This is a genomic window from Pseudomonas sp. NFX15, assembly GCF_049132105.1.
GTDB lineage: Bacteria > Pseudomonadota > Gammaproteobacteria > Pseudomonadales > Pseudomonadaceae > Aquipseudomonas.
In genome coordinates, this window is the sequence record NZ_JAFMPV010000011.1 from 26411 (window position 1) to 44752 (window position 18342).

15 protein-coding genes are annotated in these 18342 nt (G+C 57.1%); 12 read left to right on the forward strand and 3 right to left on the reverse strand.

The genetic code is table 11. The annotated features are described in order from the left end of the window. Window positions 1-11 precede the first annotated feature (11 nt). Together J1D76_RS13910 and J1D76_RS13915 are read left to right on the forward strand one after the other, a co-directional pair. Window positions 12-1577, forward strand: coding sequence for a GumC family protein (locus tag J1D76_RS13910; protein WP_421138858.1), 1566 nt, complete (start codon window positions 12-14; stop codon window positions 1575-1577). 11 nt (window positions 1578-1588) lie between these two features. After that, entirely contained in the window at window positions 1589-2377 is a 789-nt protein-coding gene (locus tag J1D76_RS13915; RefSeq protein WP_421138859.1) for a CpsD/CapB family tyrosine-protein kinase, read from the forward strand. 50 nt (window positions 2378-2427) lie between these two features. On the opposite strand, the gene galE is transcribed toward J1D76_RS13915, so the two are convergent. The 3 genes from galE to J1D76_RS13930 form a co-directional block, all read right to left on the reverse strand. Continuing rightward, window positions 2428-3405 carry a UDP-glucose 4-epimerase GalE gene (gene galE / locus J1D76_RS13920; protein WP_421138981.1) on the reverse strand — a complete coding sequence of 326 codons (978 nt, stop codon included), beginning with the start codon at window positions 3403-3405 and terminating at the stop codon, window positions 2428-2430. 63 nt (window positions 3406-3468) lie between these two features. Continuing rightward, window positions 3469-6141 (reverse strand): glycosyl hydrolase family 5, encoded by a 2673-nt coding sequence (locus J1D76_RS13925; RefSeq protein ID WP_421138860.1) that lies wholly within the window; start codon window positions 6139-6141, stop codon window positions 3469-3471. 5 nt (window positions 6142-6146) lie between these two features. After that, window positions 6147-7670: an O-antigen ligase family protein gene (locus tag J1D76_RS13930; protein ID WP_421138861.1), complete on the reverse strand. Its 1524-nt coding sequence runs from the start codon at window positions 7668-7670 to the stop codon at window positions 6147-6149. Between the two features lie 91 nt (window positions 7671-7761). Here J1D76_RS13930 and J1D76_RS13935 point away from each other — a divergent pair, with 91 nt between their 5' ends. From J1D76_RS13935 to J1D76_RS13980, 10 genes are all read left to right on the forward strand, one after another. Beyond that, the gene (locus J1D76_RS13935) at window positions 7762-9138 is read left to right on the forward strand and encodes an oligosaccharide flippase family protein (protein ID WP_421138982.1); all 1377 of its coding nucleotides are present in this window, start codon (window positions 7762-7764) and stop codon (window positions 9136-9138) included. A 335-nt stretch (window positions 9139-9473) separates the two neighbouring features. After that, complete coding sequence (locus tag J1D76_RS13940; protein ID WP_421138862.1) at window positions 9474-10970, forward strand: FAD-dependent oxidoreductase; 1497 nt, start codon at window positions 9474-9476, stop codon at window positions 10968-10970. A 103-nt stretch (window positions 10971-11073) separates the two neighbouring features. Beyond that, window positions 11074-11691, forward strand: a complete 618-nt coding sequence (locus J1D76_RS13945; protein ID WP_421138863.1) for an acyltransferase — start codon at window positions 11074-11076, stop codon at window positions 11689-11691. Continuing rightward, complete coding sequence (locus J1D76_RS13950; RefSeq protein WP_421138864.1) at window positions 11684-12640, forward strand: glycosyltransferase family 2 protein; 957 nt, start codon at window positions 11684-11686, stop codon at window positions 12638-12640. Before J1D76_RS13945 ends, J1D76_RS13950 begins: the two co-directional genes overlap by 8 nt. Window positions 12641-12648: 8 nt before the next feature. Then, entirely contained in the window at window positions 12649-13173 is a 525-nt protein-coding gene (locus tag J1D76_RS13955) for a serine O-acetyltransferase (RefSeq protein ID WP_421138865.1), read from the forward strand. Beyond that, window positions 13170-14156, forward strand: coding sequence for a glycosyltransferase family 2 protein (locus J1D76_RS13960; protein WP_421138866.1), 987 nt, complete (start codon window positions 13170-13172; stop codon window positions 14154-14156). The genes J1D76_RS13955 and J1D76_RS13960 overlap by 4 nt, the downstream gene beginning before the upstream one ends. Before the next feature lie 7 nt (window positions 14157-14163). After that, complete coding sequence (locus tag J1D76_RS13965) at window positions 14164-15087, forward strand: DUF535 family protein (RefSeq protein WP_421138867.1); 924 nt, start codon at window positions 14164-14166, stop codon at window positions 15085-15087. Between the two features lie 75 nt (window positions 15088-15162). Continuing rightward, window positions 15163-16365: a glycosyltransferase gene (locus tag J1D76_RS13970; protein ID WP_421138983.1), complete on the forward strand. Its 1203-nt coding sequence runs from the start codon at window positions 15163-15165 to the stop codon at window positions 16363-16365. Continuing rightward, window positions 16362-17549 (forward strand): glycosyltransferase family 2 protein, encoded by a 1188-nt coding sequence (locus J1D76_RS13975; protein ID WP_421138868.1) that lies wholly within the window; start codon window positions 16362-16364, stop codon window positions 17547-17549. Before J1D76_RS13970 ends, J1D76_RS13975 begins: the two co-directional genes overlap by 4 nt. Continuing rightward, on the forward strand, window positions 17549-18298 hold the full coding sequence (locus J1D76_RS13980; RefSeq protein WP_421138869.1) for a WecB/TagA/CpsF family glycosyltransferase: 750 nt from the start codon (window positions 17549-17551) through the stop codon (window positions 18296-18298). The genes J1D76_RS13975 and J1D76_RS13980 overlap by 1 nt, the downstream gene beginning before the upstream one ends. Window positions 18299-18342 lie beyond the last annotated feature (44 nt).

Here is an 18342-nt window from a genome sequence, read left to right on the forward strand (position 1 = left end):
TGTGAGCATCTATGACCTCTGAATACGAAATGTCGATCGCCGACTACATTGCAATCCTCAAGCACCGGGCCGTCCTGGTCGCCATCAGTATCGCGGTCATATTTGGCGTCAGCGTGCTGGTCGCGATGTCGATGCCACCCGTCTACGAGTCCTCCGGCACGATTCTGGTGGAGTCCCAGCAGATATCGCCAGACCTGGTTGCCGCGAATAACAATACCTTTGCCGACGAGCGCATCGAAGTCATTCGCCAGCGCGTCATGACCCGCGAGCATCTGGAAGGGATCATCGACAAATACAATCTTTTTTCCTCGCAAAGCCGCGAGTTGAGTCTTACCGAGAAAATCGATGAAATGCGCAATGCGATCACCGTTTCTCTGGTCAGCGCGGCCGTCAAAGGGCGTGGCGAAGTGACCATCGCCTTCCGCGTTGGCTTTGAGCACAAGCAGCCGCAGGTCGCCACGGATGTGGCCAACGAACTGGTGACGTTGTTCCTCAATGAAAACATCAAGCAGCGCACCGAGCGCGCCAGTGAAACCACAGAATTTCTGACGCAGGAAGCGGACAAGCTCCGGGTAGAACTGGAAACCCTGGAGAACCGCCTGGCGGACTTCAAGCAACTGCACAGCAACGCGCTGCCTGAGCATCAGGAATTGCGCATGAATATGTTGTCACGCGCCGAGACCGAGCTTAAAGAAGTCGACCGTGACTACAAGGCGGCGCGTGAGGAACTGCGCTTTAACGAACTGGAGGTTTCCGCCGCCAGTGCTGGTGTCGCGACCAAACCGGGTGCGACCGGTGCGGCAGCCGATCAGCCGCAGGACTTGCCAAGCCTGAAGGCCGAGTACGCTCGGTTGTTGTCGCTGTATACGCCAGCCCACCCCGATGTGCGCGCCGTCAAACGCAAGATTGATGCGCTCGAGGCGGTCAAGGGTTCCGGTTCAGGTGCGGTCACCTCGGTCAGTCTGGATGTTGCCAAGGCTCAGGCCCGGGTCGCGGCCTCAGAGGCTCGCATCAAGTCGCTGGGCGATCAAAAGAATGAAATCCTGAAAAAGATAGAGGCTTACGAAGCGCAAATCCTTGAGACACCGCAAGTCGAGCGCGGCTTGGTCACCTTGATGCGTGACCATGATAACGCCCGTAAAAAATACGAAGAGATTCGCACCAAGGAAATGGGCGCAAAGATTTCCGAAAGCCTGGAACAGGAAAACAAGGCCGAACGTTTTGTCCTGCTTGAGGCGCCGCTGGTACCCGAGAAACCGATCAAACCCAACCGTAAGAAAGTCGTTGCCATGGGCTTTGTGCTTGCCCCAGTGGGCACTGGCGCCCTGGTCATGCTGCTGGAGATGATGAATCAGCGCGTGCGCGGTTCAAGAGCCCTGGCCAGTGTATTGGGCAAGCGCGTATTGGTGACCATCCCCTATATTCATACCAGGGCCGAAATTGCACGTCGCAAGCAGATGTGGAAATGGCTGACCCTGTTCGGCCTCGTGGTGATCGCGACGCTCCTGGTGCTTGTGCACTTCTTTTATATGCCTCTGGATCTTCTGTTGTTCAAGGCTCTGGCCCGGTTTGGATAAGGAATACAGTCATGGAAATAATCAAGCCAGCGAGTGAAAAAGCCGAGCATCAGGCTTCGTCGAGTCTGGTTACCTCATCGAGTGGGCAGCCAACGCTTAATGCCCTCAGTTATGTGCAAACCAAGGTTGTCCCTTTGCGGGCCGAGCACCTAGAGCGCAACCGCATCGTGGCTTACAACAAGAATTCGAACATGGGCGGGGCGTTCGATTTACTGCGCACGCAAATCCTCAGGACCATGGAGGAAAATGGCTGGCGCACGCTCGCGATCACCTCGCCAACGCCGGGTGCAGGCAAGACCGTGATGGCGATCAACCTGGCGATGAGTATCGCCCATCACACCACCAAGACGGCGTTGTTGGTGGACTTCGACTTGCGGCGACCGAAGGTGGGTTCATGCCTTGGGCTTACGATGGAAACGTCGCTCAACGAATTTCTCTCAGGTAAAGCCGAGCTGCAAGATGTGCTGGTCAATCCAACCTTGCCGCGTTTTGTGGTCCTGCCGACACGCGAACCGGTCCCGCTTTCCACTGAGGTGCTGTCCTCGCCCGTCGTCAGCGACTTGATCAGCGACCTTCGCGAGCGCTACGCCTCGCGCATCGTGATTTTCGATTTGCCGCCGCTGTTGAGCTCGGATGATGTGATCACCGTCCTGCCCCAATTCGATTGTGTGCTGCTGGTGGTCGCCAACGGGGAGAACAGCACGAAAGAAATCGAGGAATGCCTGCATCACCTGGCAACGGCCAATCTGATCGGCACGGTGCTGAACAAAGGTGAGCAGCAGAACCGCTCCTACTACTAACCGTAGAGCGTCACCCCGCGGCGCCTGGCGTTATTCGCCGGCGCCGACTGTCATTGCCAGGGATACTGCTGCTCCCAGCGCCAGGCGTGCGTCACGATCTGTTCAAGCGAGGCGAATTGCGGTTGCCAGCCCAGCAGTGCCTGGGCCCTTCGAGGATCGGCGACAAGGCGGGGAGGGTCGCCGGCGCGGCGTGGGGCTTCGCTTACGGAGATCGCCTGGCCGGTGACGTTGCGCGCGGTGTCGATCACTTGTTGCACCGAGAAACCCTGACCGTTGCCAAGATTGAACGCGGTGCTTGCGCCACCTTCGAGCAGGTAATCCAGCGCCAGTGCGTGAGCGGCGATGAGGTCGGTCACGTGCACATAATCGCGAATGCAGGTGCCGTCCGGTGTGTCGTAGTCGCGGCCATAGACCGTGATGGATTGGCGTCGGCCGCTAGCCGCCTGCAGGATCAGAGGCAGCAAATGCGTTTCCGGTTCATGGCGTTCACCCAACTGGCCCTCCGGGTCGGCTCCAGCGGCGTTGAAGTAGCGCAGGCAGACTGACTTGAGTCCGTAGGCGCGGTCTAAATCTTCCAGCAACTGCTCCACCATCCACTTGCTGCGACCATAAGGGTTGATCGGTGCCTTGGGGTGCTGCTCATCGATGGGCACATATTCCGGGTCGCCATAGACGGCGGCGGTTGAAGAAAAAATGAAGCGTTTGACGCCTGCACGCAGCATGGCTTGCAGCAGCGTCAGGGTGGCGCAGAAATTGTTTTGATAGTACTTGGCAGGTTCGCTGACGGACTCGCCGACCTGTATGAAGGAGGCGAAGTGGAACACCGCATCAAACTGATGCTGGGCAAACAGGGTGTCCAGCGCCTGTGGGTCGGCGATGTCCAGTTCGACCACCGTCCCCTCCATCAACGCTCGGCGATGGCCCGTTGAAAAGTTATCCGCCACGACCCATTGGTGACCCGCATGCAGCAGGTGCTTAACCATGTGTGACCCGATGTAGCCCGCACCACCCACCACCAAAAATTTCATCCTGAGCTCCGTGTCCTGGAAGCGATTGTCGAGCAAGCGTGATCTGGCAAAACGTTACGTTGGCTATTGGGTCGCCGCTGCGCCGGATGATGTTTTTTTGGCAGGGCTTGGCGGTTTACTGCCAGAGGTTATAGCTGGCGAGTCGGTTTTTTTCAAAAACAGCCAGTTCGACGCCTGGAGGCCATCGAGCTGGAAGGTATAGCGGCCATCGACGTAGGTGGCAGGCAACTTGCTCATTGCCCCGCCGGCCTGGGTGAACAGCGACAAACCCTGCGGCGCCTGGATGCTGAGCGTGCCCGTGAGGGGCTCGACATAAAACGGTGTCTTGCCGTCGTCCCGGGGCTGGGCGCGGGCACCCAGCGAAATCAGCAGGTTCTGTGAGCGATTGATGGGCGCATCGTCCAGGCTTTGCACCACCACACTGGCATTGGCGGTCTTCACTTGGATCCGGGTGTTGCCCAGGGTGATCGACTCACCGCCGATCCAGCCGGTAGCGGCCTGCGTGCGCGGTGTGTTGATGGTGTAGATGCCTTGTTTCCAGTTGCGCTTGAGCTCACCGGTATCGGACGTTGACTCGTTGGCATTGGCCTCCAGTAACGACTGGTCGGGATTGCTGAATACCTGTGCATTGGCCGGCATGACACTCGGTTGCAACCAGGGCAATTGCGGCGTCTGTGGCATGGCGATTTCCAGCTTGCCTTTCTCCATGGCCGTGCGCAGCAGAACAGAAGTGGCCGGGGTGATTTTCTGGTCGAATAGCGTGTTCGGTGTCGGCGCGAAAACATAGGTCGTCCTGGCGTGTTCAACGTCTGCGCGACGATAAAGCAGGGCGGCGGCGGGCAGGGTGGCCAACATCGCCGGGTCGTTATAGGCGTGCCAGTTGTCGGCGGTCATCCATTCGCCCGTCAGCGGCTCTTGGCTGTAGGCGTATTGCATCAGCGCGTCCCAACCCTGATGGCTGGCAGTGCCGGCCATGTACAGGGGCAGCGAATGGCGGTCGGGTGTCGGGAAGGGCTCATTGTTCCACTCGGTGACCGTCAGGGGTTTGCCGACCACCTGGCCCGCCGCAATCCAATTGACGATGCCTTCACTGATCAGCGGGTTTTTCTCCAGCTGCCCGGAACCTCCATAGCTATGCACATCAATCACGTCGCCTGCGGTCAGGGCCGGCAACGAGCTCAGGCCATTACCGCCCCAGCTGCTGGTCGTGGCGATGGGGACCTTTACGCCCAATTTCCGCAGGTGTTTGATCATGTCGACGTTGAAGCGTTGCTCCAGGTCGTTCAGGAATAATTTTGCCGGGCCAGGCTCCCAGGAACGCCAGGTCTGGTTTGCCGGCAAATTGTTCTTGGTCGCGAACGCCTCGGCCTCGGCCATGTAGAGCTTGCTGTGTTTTGCGACTTTCTTGTCTGGCAGCAGGGCGTTGCCGTAGTGGTGGGTGACGTCATCCTCGTTGGTCAGCAAGATGGCGGCGATCGCCGGGTCGTCTTTGTAGGCGAGGCCGGTAAAGGTGTTTACATGCGACAGGTAGGCGTCGGCAAAGCGTTTCATTGCGTTCTGGATCGTGCCGTTCACATAGGCATAGCCCTTGAGGTCGGCGCCGTTCTTGCTGTTTTTTGGTAGCTCGTCGAAGCCCAGGATATTGTCATCTGCGGTAAACGCACGCTCGACGTGCATGTCGAGCCAGACATAAATGCCTTCGTCTTTGAGGCACTTGATCCACCAGTCGAGCTTTTTCAGCGAATCGGCACTGAGTTGCTGGGTGTCGCGCACCACGTTGCCGTCGCCAAAGATATTTGGAAAGACCCACGGCGAGTCGTGGTGGTGCAGTCTTACGAGGTTGAAGCCCAGCGCCGACAGGCGTTTGGCTTGCAGTTTTATGGCATCGTCCGGCGTGCGAAACAGCGTGTAGGCCGACAGGTTGGTACCCCAGAAACGCGCCGGGGTGTTGTCTGCGAACAGCAGTTGTTCGCCAGACGCTTTGACGAAGCCGCGCTTGCCTGCGGGTTTTTCCTGGGCGTTGAGAAAGGACAGATCGACCGGCGAGGTTTTCCAGTCGAGCGTGTCGGTCGGCCAGCTCTTCGGGTCTGCCTGGCCGAAGCGTTCATTAGTGGTCGGGCCGAGCACCATATCGCCGGAAACACTCAAGGTGGCGGTGACATTCTGGCGGCCGGGTTTGATCGTGTTCTTGTAGAAAAAAGCGCGGACTTCGGACTTACCACCGGGCTCGAAATACACGGTTTCCAGCGCCGGCTCGAAGCGCATTTCAATGCGTCGTCCTTGTGCCGTTCCCCAAGCCCAGCCGCGGTTGTCCGGCAGCAACGCGGGCTCGCCCATCTCTGCAAACAGCACAGGGTCGAACCTGAAGACGATGCCGCCGCCGATCACGCCCGACTTCACGCTGTGTGCATCGAGGGCGATGTTCCAGGTCAGCGTTTGCTCGCCTTCTTTCTGGATCTGCGCGTTGAAGTCGAAATCGAGGGTTTTGTTCTGGCCTACCAGAGAATAGCGATAGGGCCCATCGACCTTGAACTGGCCTGACAGGGCGGTCCACGACCAGCCTTTGTCCCAGAAGGTCAATGCACTGGCAAGGGCGGGACTGCCACCGCGCACAAGCATGGGTAGGCCGCTGCGCTCATCGACACTGGCGACCCAATCCGACGCCCAACTGCGAAACGGGCAAAACGCAAAAGACACGAGCAGCAGTAGCAGGGGGCGGCGAAGCAAAGGGGCCATGAGTTCTACCGGAGTTGGAGTTGGGCGCTGGCGACGGTTGCGGTTTGCTTGCGTGTGCTGCGCGCCATCTGAGCATAGGCGACGCCCACGCCGGCGACCGACCAGTACACCACGGGAATCACGGTGATACTGCTGACCGTCACGATGGTGATCAGGATGCCGGCCAGGGTCGCCAGTAGTGCGCGGCCGAGTCGGCGTCGCTCACTGTCCTTGTCGGGGAACGAACGCATGCCCTTGCGGATGCCCTGCAGGACACTGGCGAAAAAAGCCACAAAAAGCGTCAGTCCAATCAAGCCGGTCGAGAGTGCGACGCCGATGTAGGTGTTCACGATATCGATAATGCCTTGGCCCTGAGTCATGGTTTGCATTTCCGGTGAGCTGCGGTAATCGAAAGAGCCCAGCCAAGGATTGCGCTGAATGACGATGACCGAATTGTCGATCAGGCGCTGGCGGTACGTGATGTTCTCGACCTCCACCGTTCCGATGAACGGTAGCAGATCAAGCACTTTTTGCCCGCCCGGCACGATCGCCAGAACGGGCAGGGCAAGGACGCCGACAACCCCCAGCACCATCAGGCGCTTGAGCGCTTTTCGTCCGGTACCGATGAACACGACAACCATCGCGGCGGCCCCGATCCAGGGGCCGCGCGACAGTGGTGCAAACAGGCCGCCGAGGAGCAGCAGTGCACCCAGGCCGCGCTGCATTTTGCTGCGAATCTCCTCCTGCAAGTACAGGTAAAAGCCGATGCCCACGCTGATGACGAACCCCAACGCGATGGCCTGGCCGGTGGTGACACTGGCGCGCAGGGAGCCACCACGGGTCAGGTAGCTGGACATGTCCCAAGGCATGCCCATGACGCTGGTGAGGGCGCTGTAAAGCAACCAGCTGCGCGCAAACTCGAAGAGGCCGATCAGCGACAGCAGCATGGCGGCGAGGACAAAACCGAACATTGCATCCTTGAAGTCGTTGATGTTTTTCAGCGCCCGGCTGGCAACGTAGTAGGGCAGGAACACTTCGAGGAACAGATAAAGCGTTTGGCGCAAGGTGTCGGTGACCGTGGTTTCACGCAGATACAGCAGGCTCATCAACAGGATGTAGGCGGCTAACAGTTTGTCGGGCCAGGTGCGGCCGAAAGGCACCGAGTCGGAACGCTTGCGCAGAGCGATATAAGCCGGAAGCAGCAGGCACAGCGCTAGCAGGCGCACGTGGTCCAGGGCAAAAAAATAATTGATCAGCCCGAAGCCGGGAATCTCCACCGGGGCCGGTGGTATGAGAAACAGTAGAAAGAAAAACAGCGCCACCGGATTGCGTTCGCTTTTGCGCGCAACGGTCAGGATGACAGCGGCGATGCCCGCGTACACCCAGAAACTGTGGGAAACGAAGGCCAATAGGGTCAAGACAAACCATAAATTACGCCGTCGCGTGAAATTACGATCTGAAATCACATCTGCTGCTGGTCGGCGAGCCATGACAAAAACGATGCCAGCAAGGACCAGGATGACGACTAACGCGCGGAAATGCTCAGGCATGGGTATTTGGACTTATTGGTTGACCGGCGACGATGAGGTGGCAAATTGCGACTATAGTATCTTTCATGCCAGTGAGTTCGAGGTTGATGTTATGTCGTTAGTCGATTTATCGCCAACGCTGAGCCTTCGTAAGCGAGCGATATCCGCGGGAGCCTGGAATCTGGGGGCACTTGTCACGTCACAAGCCATTCGTTTGGGTGGCAACCTGATCATGGCCCGCCTGCTGATGCCCGAAATGTTCGGCCTCATGATGATCGCCACCACGGTGTCGGTGGTCTTGCACTTGCTTTCCGATGTGGGCTTGCGCCAGAACATCATCCAGAGCCCGCGTGGCGAGGATCCGGCCTTTCTCAATACCGTGTGGACGGTGCAGATCGTTCGCGGTCTGATTCTTTTTGCTTTTACCCTGCTGATCGCGGGCATCGCCTGGCTGACGCAGATGTTCAATGTTTGGCCGGCCGACTCCACCTATGCCGCGCCTGAACTGCCAATGGTCTTGGCCTTGACCGGCATCTCGGCGATTTTCTACGGCTTGCAGTCGACCAAAATCGATTTGGCAGTGCGCGCTTTCCAACAAAAGAAAGTGGTGCTGACTGATTTCTTTTCCCAGATGGCCGGTTTGTTGTTCATGCTCATCATCGGTTACCTCACCCGGTCCGTCTGGTCGTTGGTGGCAGCGGGGCTGGTCTCGGCGATGGTCAGCACGCTGTTGGGCCACTTCTGGTTTGAAGGCCCGTCCAATCGTCTGCAGTGGGAACGCGATGCGCTGAAGGAACTGGTGGTCTTCGGCCGCTGGATTCTGTTGTCATCGGCCGTCGGTGTATTGGCCATGTACGGCGACCGGATCTGGTTTGGTGGCAGCATGTCGGCCGCCGAACTGGGTGCCTACTCCATTGCAGTGCTGATCCTGGGCGCCCTTCAGCTGGGGCTGCAAAAGGTGATTGGCGCCGTCGCCTTGCCGACGTTCAGTGAGGCTTCAAGGGTTAACGACACCGTTCGGCTGCACTCGCTGTATTACCGCTTCAAAATGATGTTCGATGTTGCTTGTCTGTTCGCCTGTGGGCTGTTCCTTACCGGCAGTCCATTGCTCATCAGCATTTTGTACGATGAGCGTTATGCGCAAGCTGGCGACATGATGGCTATTCTTTCACTGTCTTTTTTCACCATGCGTTATATGTTGGCGCATCAGGTCTGGATCGCCTTGGGGCACACCAAGTACCAGGCCATGGACAACATCATTCGCGTGGTTTCGTTGTGGGTGCTGCTGCCCCTGCTGCTGGCGATTGGCGGGGTCAAATATGCGATTTGGGGCGCTGCCCTGTATACGTTTCCTACGCTCGTCCTGGTGTTTTATGTCAATTGCCGTCTGGGGATGTTCAGTCTCAAGCGTGAACTGGTAGTGCTGCCGATGCTGGCAGTGGGGGCTTTGTGTGGGGAGCTGATGACGGCGCTGGCTAAATGGCTTTGATGCGACCCTTTTCTCTTGTTGTTTCCAACGCTGCGGTAACGGCATCGCCATCTTGGGTTGAGGGCGAGGCCGAAAAATTGTGACCTCGATGGCCAGGTGAATTTTTTGCGCAATCTTGATGTGGGGGAGCTTTGTGTCATGAGAGAAACGGATTTGAAAACCTCTGTGATGGGACGCAGAGGCTTCCTTCAGGCGTGCACACTATTGGGGCTTGGGTGGGGCATATTCGGACTTTCCGAAGCCGTGGTTCGGCCTGCTGCCCCTGCCGTTAAGTCCGAGTTTGTCGTCATCAACGGTTGGGTGCTTCCGGCCCACCATTTTCGGCAAGCAAAAGCATGATCAAAGACTACCAATCGCAAAAAGAACTGCGTGACTACTATGACGTCTGCATCATAGGCGGCGGGCCTGCCGGCATAACACTGGCGTTGCGCCTGGCGGGTAACGGTCGCCACGTTGTTCTGATCGAAGGTGGTGGGCACGAATACGCCGAGCATTCCCAGGATCTCTATAAATGCACATCGTCAGGCCTTGAAGTCTACCCAGGGGAAACCCGCCTGCGCTTTCTCGGTGGGACGTCCAATCACTGGGCCGGGCGCTGCCGTCCCTTCGAGCGGTCCGACTTTGCGGTCGGCCCTGCGGTGAACATTCCCGGTTGGCCCATCGCGTTCAACGAGATGGATCGCAATCTGTCCGGGGCCATGGATATTGTCGACCTGCCGCCGCAATCCGGATTCAAGGCGATCAACGTCGGACTGGACGATGACGAATTTGAGGCCGACCGTTTCCTGCTCAGTCCGCCTACTCGGTTTGCGCAAAAATATGCCAAGGAACTCAATGAGACCCAAGGGCTGGATGTCTTCATCAATTGCAACTGCGTTGATCTTGAATTCGACAGCAAAACCGGTCGCATAGCGACGATTGTTGTCTCGGACTATGAGCCGCGTCGCGAACGTATCAAGGCAGCGCAATTCATATTGGCGACCGGCGCGATCGAAAACGCCCGTCAATTGCTCAACAGTGAGTCGCTTGCCGCGGGCGGTATCGTCAGCAAGGATGGTTATGTCGGTCGATGCTTCATGGAACACCTGAACGTCGAAATGGGCACGTTCATCCTCAAGGACGGGCAGGGTACGGATGTGCGGCAGTACTTCACCACCGATGCATTCGTCAAAGAGCACCATTCAGGCAAAGGCAACGTGACCGCTTCCCTGGTATCGGAAGTGAAAGCCTATGGGCGCATGGCCGCCGTGAAGGACTTTTTCGAGAACCTCGTCTGCGACATCGGCGTGGAGAACAAAGTTGCGTTCATCAGCAAGTTCGACTGCCCGGGCGACGGGGTGCTCGGCACGTTGATCGAACAGTTTCCCAATCCTGACAGTCGTATCACGCTGCTCGAAGAGCGAGATACGTTGGGGATGAAAAAGGTCAACGTCAACTGGGCGCTAAGGCCGGAAGACAGGAATACCATCAAGTCCATCGGGATGGAGATGGCCAAGTGTTTCGCTGAGTCCGGCCTGGGCTTCGTCAAGCTGGAGGAATGCGTCTACGACGTCTCGGTGCCGTTGAAGGTCAATCCCCACGCCCACCACATGGGCACCACGCGCATGGCGGCTTCGCCTGAGTTCGGCGTCGTCGACGAAAACTGCAAAGTGTTTGGTGTAGAGAACCTTTATGTCGCCGGCAGCAGTGTTTTCTCAACAGGGGGCGCTTCCAACCCGACGATGCCGCTCCTGCAGCTTGCGCTAAGGCTCGCGGATTACCTTAACCACCAACTGGGACCTGCGGTGGGCACGTACTCCGGGGCAGGGGTTTTTTTGGATGTTCCGAGTTGAAATCAGAGGAGGAGGGCTATTCTTAGAGTGTGGGTAAAACAAGAATCAGGGTGTCGCTAACCTTGGCCCGGATGTCTATCGCTGAATTTTTGAGGCTAACAGGATGATTGGTCTACTAAAGCGTGCAGTTGCTCATTACGCCAAAACAACAGGACGCGGAACCGCACTCTATAAAAAGCTATGTAAACCGGACGGGTATGAGTGGGCCAAACATATGGCTCGCTGGGGCGGGCTGCACTCCATCGGCAAGGGCGTATGGATTAACCTGGGATGCAATATCACCGACCCGGCAATGCTTCGACTCGGCGACAATGTCGGTTTGTCGGATTGCACGATATTCGGTCACGATGGCATCGTCCATGTCATCAATGCGCGTGACGGAACCAAACTCGACTCTGTAGGCGGCGTCGATATCAAAGCCAACTCCTTCATTGGTCATGGCGCTATTGTCATGCCGCGAGTCACTATTGGTCCGGATTCGGTTGTGGCGGCTGGCGCTGTTGTATTAAGGGATGTTCCGCCAGGTGTGGTGGTTGGCGGTAATCCAGCCAGGGTTATCTGTACGATGGAAACGCTGGTGAAAAATATCGGAGAACGTTGCGCTGCCTATCCCTGGATTGACCTTATCGAGCAGCGTCAGGGTTTATACGACCATGAGCTAGAGTCCAAGCTGTCAGCCATGCGCGCCGAGTATTTTTTTGGTGAGCAATCCAATGGTTAATACAGAACTTGATGTATTGGTCGTTAATTACAATACAGCAAATCTGTTGCAGCCGATGTTTGATGCGCTGCGCCAGTCCAAACATGCCGAGCGTTTGCGTTATTTAATTGTGGATAACGCCTCTGCGGATAATTCACTGGAGCGTCTGGCCAGTATTTGCCCAGAAGCATTGCAACTTTCAAATGACAATAATGTTGGCTTTGGTCGTGCCAATAACCAATTGATCGAGCACCTGCAAGGCCGGTACGCGCTACTGCTCAATACCGATGCCTTCGTGGCGGCGGATACCCTGAACAAGACGCTCGACTATATGGAGGCGCATCCTGATTGCGGCGTCCTGGGCGTTCGCCTGGTTGGGCGAGAAGGGGACCTGCAACCCTCTTGCCGCTATTTTCCGACACCGTTGAACGTCTTCCTTGCGCACGCCGGGCTCGAACGTTTTTTCCCGTGGGTAAAAAAGGTCGACGACATGACCTGGGATCATGATTCAGTGCGCGAGTGCGACTGGGTGCCCGGTTGTTATTACCTGATCCGCCGTGAGGTCATCGATCAAGTCGGCTTGTTCGATCCGCGCTATTTCCTTTACTACGAGGAGGTTGATCACTGTAAACGCGTCAAACAGGCCGGTTGGAAAGTGGTGTATTACCCGGACACCACCGTGGTGCATATCGGCGGCGAAAGTGCCAAAACCGTCAACACGCTCAATGCGGCCAGTCGGCAGCTCTCCACGCTGCAGATTGAAAGCGAGTTGCTGTATTTCCGTAAGCATCACGGTCTGGCGGGGCTGGCCTTGCACATGGGGCTGGTGAGTCTGGGTGATTTGATTCTGGCGCTCAAGGCAATCTTGAAAGGGAGGGGGTGGGCCGCTATAGGCACGTGTTGGCAGCACACCCGTGTTACCTGGGCACTGCTGCGTAAAACCAGACTCGCTAGCCAACCTACACGGTAGATCAGTCCATGTTCGAAAACATACGTGCGGACTTGCGCGCCTACGCCGGTGATTGGGCCGCCCAGGGTTTCTGGGTAATGCTGGTTTATCGCTTCGGGCGCTGGCGCTACGGGGTGCGGCCGGCGCCGTTACGCAAGGTTTTCTCTTTCTTGTACAAGTTTCTATTCAAGTGCGTGCAGATCGTCACCGGAATCGAGTTGCCGTGTGAGGTCGTGGTGGGGCGCAACTTCGTCATCGATCATTTTGGCGGGATCGTGATCAGCGGTTATGCGCAGTTTGGTGATGACTGCCGCATTCGCAATGGCGTGGTCGTGGGGCTCAAGAATGTGAATGAACCGATCGCCCCGGTGATCGGCAATAACGTTGATATCGGTGCGGGGGCCAAGGTCCTGGGCAATATCCGCATTGGCAATAATGTGGTAATCGGCGCCAATGCCGTGGTCTTGACGGATGTACCGGATAACTCGGTCGCCGTGGGCGTACCAGCGATCATCAAGATCCGGCAGGTAGCAGAAGTGAGGGCCTGCTCTTGAACGCCCTCGCGACCGGCATCGGTGTCGTTATCATCGGTCGCAATGAAGGCCCGCGGCTTGAGCGGTGCCTGGCCTCACTGATCGGTGTGGCGCAGAAGATTGTGTATGTCGACTCCGGGTCAACCGACGGCTCCGTGCAGATGGCACACCAGCGTGGCGTCGAGGTGGTGGAGCTGGATATGTCGAAGCCCTTTACGGCGGCGCGCGCACGCAATGAAGGTTTTGCCTGCCTTCAACGGGTATCGCCGCAGGTGCGCTATATCCAGTTCGTCGACGGTGATTGCGAGGTTGTCGCTGGCTGGCTGCCCGAGGCCCTGGCCTTCCTTGAGGCGCGGCCTGAGGTAGCGGTGGTCTGCGGTCGGCGCCGTGAACGTTTCCCCCAGCGTTCGATTTACAACTATATGTGTGACCTCGAATGGGACACCCCTGTCGGTGAGGCCAAGGCTTGCGGTGGCGATGCGCTGATGCGGGCCGACGCCTTTGCTGCGGTGTCTGGTTTTCGAGCGGACATGATTGCCGGGGAGGAGCCTGAGTTGTGCGTGCGTCTGCGTGGCCAAGGATGGAAGGTCTGGCGCCTGGCCGAGGAAATGACCTTGCACGATGCCGGCATGACCCGTTTCGGCCAATGGTGGCGACGCACGCTGCGCGGTGGCTATGCCTTTGCCGAGGGCGCATTTTTGCATGGAGCCACGCCGGAGCAGCATTGGCAGCGCGAGTCGCGCCGTGCCTGGTTTTGGGGCTTGGGTATCCCCGTGGCCACGATCATTGCGAGCCTGATGCTGGGAGGGTGGGGGCTGCTGGTGCTGTTGATCTATCCGCTGCAAATAGCGCGTTTGGCTCGTCGGGGGGATGGCTCGGTACGCAAGAACTGGCTGCTGGCGTTCTTTCTGGTGCTTGGAAAATTTCCCGAGATGCTGGGGCAAACCAGGTTTCTACTGAACAGGTTCGGCGCCGGCAAGTCGGCGTTGATCGAATACAAGTGATCCTTCCATGAATAATTGGCAGCTATTGAAAAGCATGTCTTCGATACATGCCGGGTATTCCATCAGGGCCCTGAAGAACAAGATCAAGTTGCTGTTTCTAGTCGGGCAGAATTGGTCGCAACTGAAGTTGTTTTTGTCGCGGATGTCGATGGCCCTGGGCAAGACCGGTGTTGAGCGGTTGGGCGGAGATTGTCTCGGGGTCGTTCATTGGCCCTATATCAGTAGAAGTTGGAGTTCCCAGGACAGGCTGGGCGTAATGGCCTCGCACTACGAAGTGGTTATCAAGAGCTGCCCGCAGTTATTGTTGTATGGGCGTAACGACAGTTTGATATTGAGTGATCTGTCGGTATTTTCGCCAGGTTGCTCGTTGGTGCTGGATCGTCCTGTATGGTTTATGCGGGAAGGGGAGTTGGTACTGAACTTGTTTCAGGAAGACTTGCGTGTTGCGTCGATTGCGTTCACGTTGTGTTGCGAAGAAGATAAGCTTTATATCTTTATTGGTGCAGTCCAGGGGATACACAAAGGCATAGAGAGCGATAAGTCCTTGAGTATCTATCGGGACCTGACTAAAAACTTTGAAGGCCTGCGGCCAAGAAGTTTTTTGATTGAGGTCATCAAGTATCTGGGCGTAAACATCGGTGTCGATAAAATCTATGCGGTCGGGGATGGTTATCGTCATCATCGTCATCCCTATTTTGGTGCTGAGAAAGCCAAAGAGCTGGCCGCGGATTATGACTTGATCTGGTTGGAACATGGTGCGACGCCTTCAGAGCGTGAGGACTTCTTTGAAATTCCCTTGACCCCTTCTAAAAAACCACTGGAGACGATTCCTTCAAAAAAACGCGCCATGTATCGCAGGCGTTATGAACTTTTGGACAGTGCGTTTACCAATATGGATAAATTATTAAAGGACTGTTATGCGGGGAATTGACGTTGCAAGTTACTGCGCCGCTGTGGGTTTACCTACAGTCATCAATCACCGCTGCAGTCTATAAGCCTGATGACCATGCGTATCGCTTACTTCATTAATCAATACCCGAAGGTCAGTCATAGTTTCATTCGTCGCGAGATTTTGGCTTTGGAGCGCCAGGGTTTTGCGGTGCAGCGCGTGGCCCTGCGTGGCTGGGATGCCGAGTTGGTGGACGCCGAGGATGTGGCCGAACGCGATAAAACACAGTATGTACTGCGCGACGGAATCAAGGGCCTGTTGGCACCCGTGCTGCAGGTCGTACGGGCCCGGCCGCGACGCTTTTTTTCAGCGCTATGGCTAGCGCTGCGTATGGGCTGGCGGGCCGATCGCTCCTGGCCCTACCACCTTGTCTATCTGTTCGAGGCGTGCCAACTGCTGTCCTGGTTGCAGGCGTTCGACGCCAGGCATGTGCATGCGCATTTCGGTACCAACTCAACCGAGGTCGTTATGCTGGCCAATGCGCTCGGCGGGCCGTCCTACAGTTTTACCGTGCACGGCCCGGAAGAGTTCGACAAACCACAGTTTATTCATTTGGGCGAGAAAGTCCGGCGCGCGGCTTTTGTCGCGGCCATCAGCGCCTATGGCCGCAGCCAGTTGTTTCGCTGGGTGGATCATGCGCACTGGCCGAGGGTGAAAGTGGTGCATTGTGGTCTTGAGCAGGCGTTTCACAACGTACCGGCAGTCGCTATTCCGGCGGCACCGCGATTGGTTTGCGTGGGTCGCTTGTGTGAGCAGAAAGGCCAACTACTGTTGCTTGAAGCGGCCCGCATTCTGGCCGAACAAGGCGTGACATTCGAGATGGTACTGGCCGGCGATGGGGAAATGCGTGGGCAAATCGAAGCGCTGGTAGCACAGTACGGTTTGCAGGCACAGGTGCGAATTACCGGCTGGATCAGCAGCGAGCAGGTTCGGGAGGAAATCCTTGCGGCGCGGGCCATGGTGTTGCCGAGCTTCGCCGAAGGATTGCCGGTGGTCATCATGGAAGCCATGGCTTTGCGCCGGCCCGTGCTGACGACTTATGTAGCGGGGATTCCCGAGTTGGTACGTCAGGGGGAGAACGGTTGGTTGTTTCCCGCGGGCGACGTGGAGGAGTTGGCGGCGGCGCTGGCGGAGTGCCTCGGGGCACCGGTCGAGGTGCTGCAGCGCATGGGAGAAGCGGCTTATCAGAGAGTGCTGGAGCGACATGATATCGATACGCAAGCGACCAAGCTGGCTCAATTGTTCAGGGCGCAAGCATGATGACTCTACTTTATTGGCTGTTCTGCGGGCTGTTGGCAGTGATTGTCCTGCCGGTAATGATCCTGTTTATCCAGATACTGCTGGCTTGCCTGCCCATGCGAACCCTGGCGTCGCCCAAAGGTGCGCGGCCACGAGTGGCGGTGCTGGTTCCGGCACACAATGAAGCCTCCGTCATCGAAGCGACGCTGCGCACCGTTCGCTCGCAATTACTGGAAGGCGACCGGCTATTGGTGGTGGCCGACAACTGTTCCGACGATACGGCGGCGCTGGCACGCAGCGCGGGTGCCGAAGTGGTGGAACGCAAGGATGTTCATCAACGTGGCAAGGGCTATGCGTTGGATTTTGGGGTGCGCTATTTGGCGAATGCTGCGCCAGACGTGCTGATCATTGTCGATGCCGATTGCCAGGTGGGCGACGGTTTTGTCGAGTGTCTGGCCGTCCGTTGCATCGACTCGGGACGGCCGGTCCAGTCCCTTAACTTGATGCGTGCCCCTGCCGGATCAGGGTTGAAAGTGCAGCTTGCCGAGTTTGCCTGGTGTGTGAAAAATCGGGCGCGGCCGCAAGGTTGGGCTCGGCTCGGGTTGCCCTGCCAGTTAATGGGTACCGGCATGGCATTCGCCTGGCGGGACCTGCCGTTAATCGAGTTGGCCAGCGGCCATATCGTCGAAGACTTGAAGATGGGCCTGGATTTCTGCCGCAGCGGCAAGCCGCCGTTGTTTTGCCCTGATGCGCTGGTCACCAGTTATTTTCCGCGCAGTGAAGAGGGTTTGATCACCCAGCGTACGCGTTGGGAGCATGGCCATTTGGGCGTGATCCTGGGTGACACGCCAAAGTTGTTTGTAGAGTCAATTGGCAAGGGCAATGGCAGCCTGCTGGCGATGACGCTGGATCTGCTGGTCCCTCCATTGGCGTTGTTGACGTTGGTCCTGGCGGCGGCATTTGCACTGTCAGGCCTGGTACTCGTACTAACCGGAGTGTTGGCGCCAGCATTGATCGCGTCAGCTGGAGTGACGATTTTGGGTATGACTGTTTTTCTGGCATGGAGCCAGTTTGGCCGCGACATTATTTCCTTTTCAGCCTTGATGTATGCGCCATTGTACGCCCTGAAAAAAATCCCTCTGTACGTGGGTTTTTTATTCAAGCGCCAAGTTGAGTGGGTGCGGTCCAAGCGAGATGAAAACTGATGGGCGCTCTGGATTGGCTGCACAACTGGCAAACGATTTTCCAGAAGCTCAGGGTCGTCAACGATTGTGATGATGAACAAGGCCTGATCGATGCCTTGTCCTGTGCGCAGGGGGCGACCGTGCTGGGATTCGTCAATGCCCACGCCATGAACCTGATCGCGGGCAATGCCGATTACTATCGTTCGCTGTCATCTGCCGACGTGTTATTACGAGATGGTTCCGGTATGGCGCTGCTATTGCGCAAACTCGGCTTGACGCCGGGACTCAATATGAATGGCACGGACTTCATCCCCAAATTACTGGCTGCCTTCAAAGGCCGGCGCGTGGCTTTCTGGGGAACGGAAGATACCTTTCTGAACAATGCGGTACGCCATTGCGAAGCGATCCATGCGGTGAATATTGTTTCTGCTCACCATGGTTTTGCCGAGGTGGACGTCTATATAAGGCTCGCCCAGGAGTTGCAGCCTGAGTTGGTGATATTGGGCATGGGCATGCCCAAACAGGAAGCGGTGGCAGCCAGGTTAGCGGCCAGTGGCGTGCCTTGCCTGATCGTGTGCGGCGGGGCCATTCTGGATTTTCTCGGCGGCAAGGTTCATCGGGCTCCGCAATGGATGCGTCGCCTGGGGTGTGAGTGGCTGTTCAGGTTGATCAATGAACCGAAGCGATTGTTCACTCGCTATGTGCTGGGGAACCCGATGTTTTTGCTGCGCACATTGATTTTCAAAGGTCGAGGTGCGACGAGCCTGTAGGTTGTTTTTCAAAGACATTTTGAGCTTTTGGCAAGGTTTTTCCT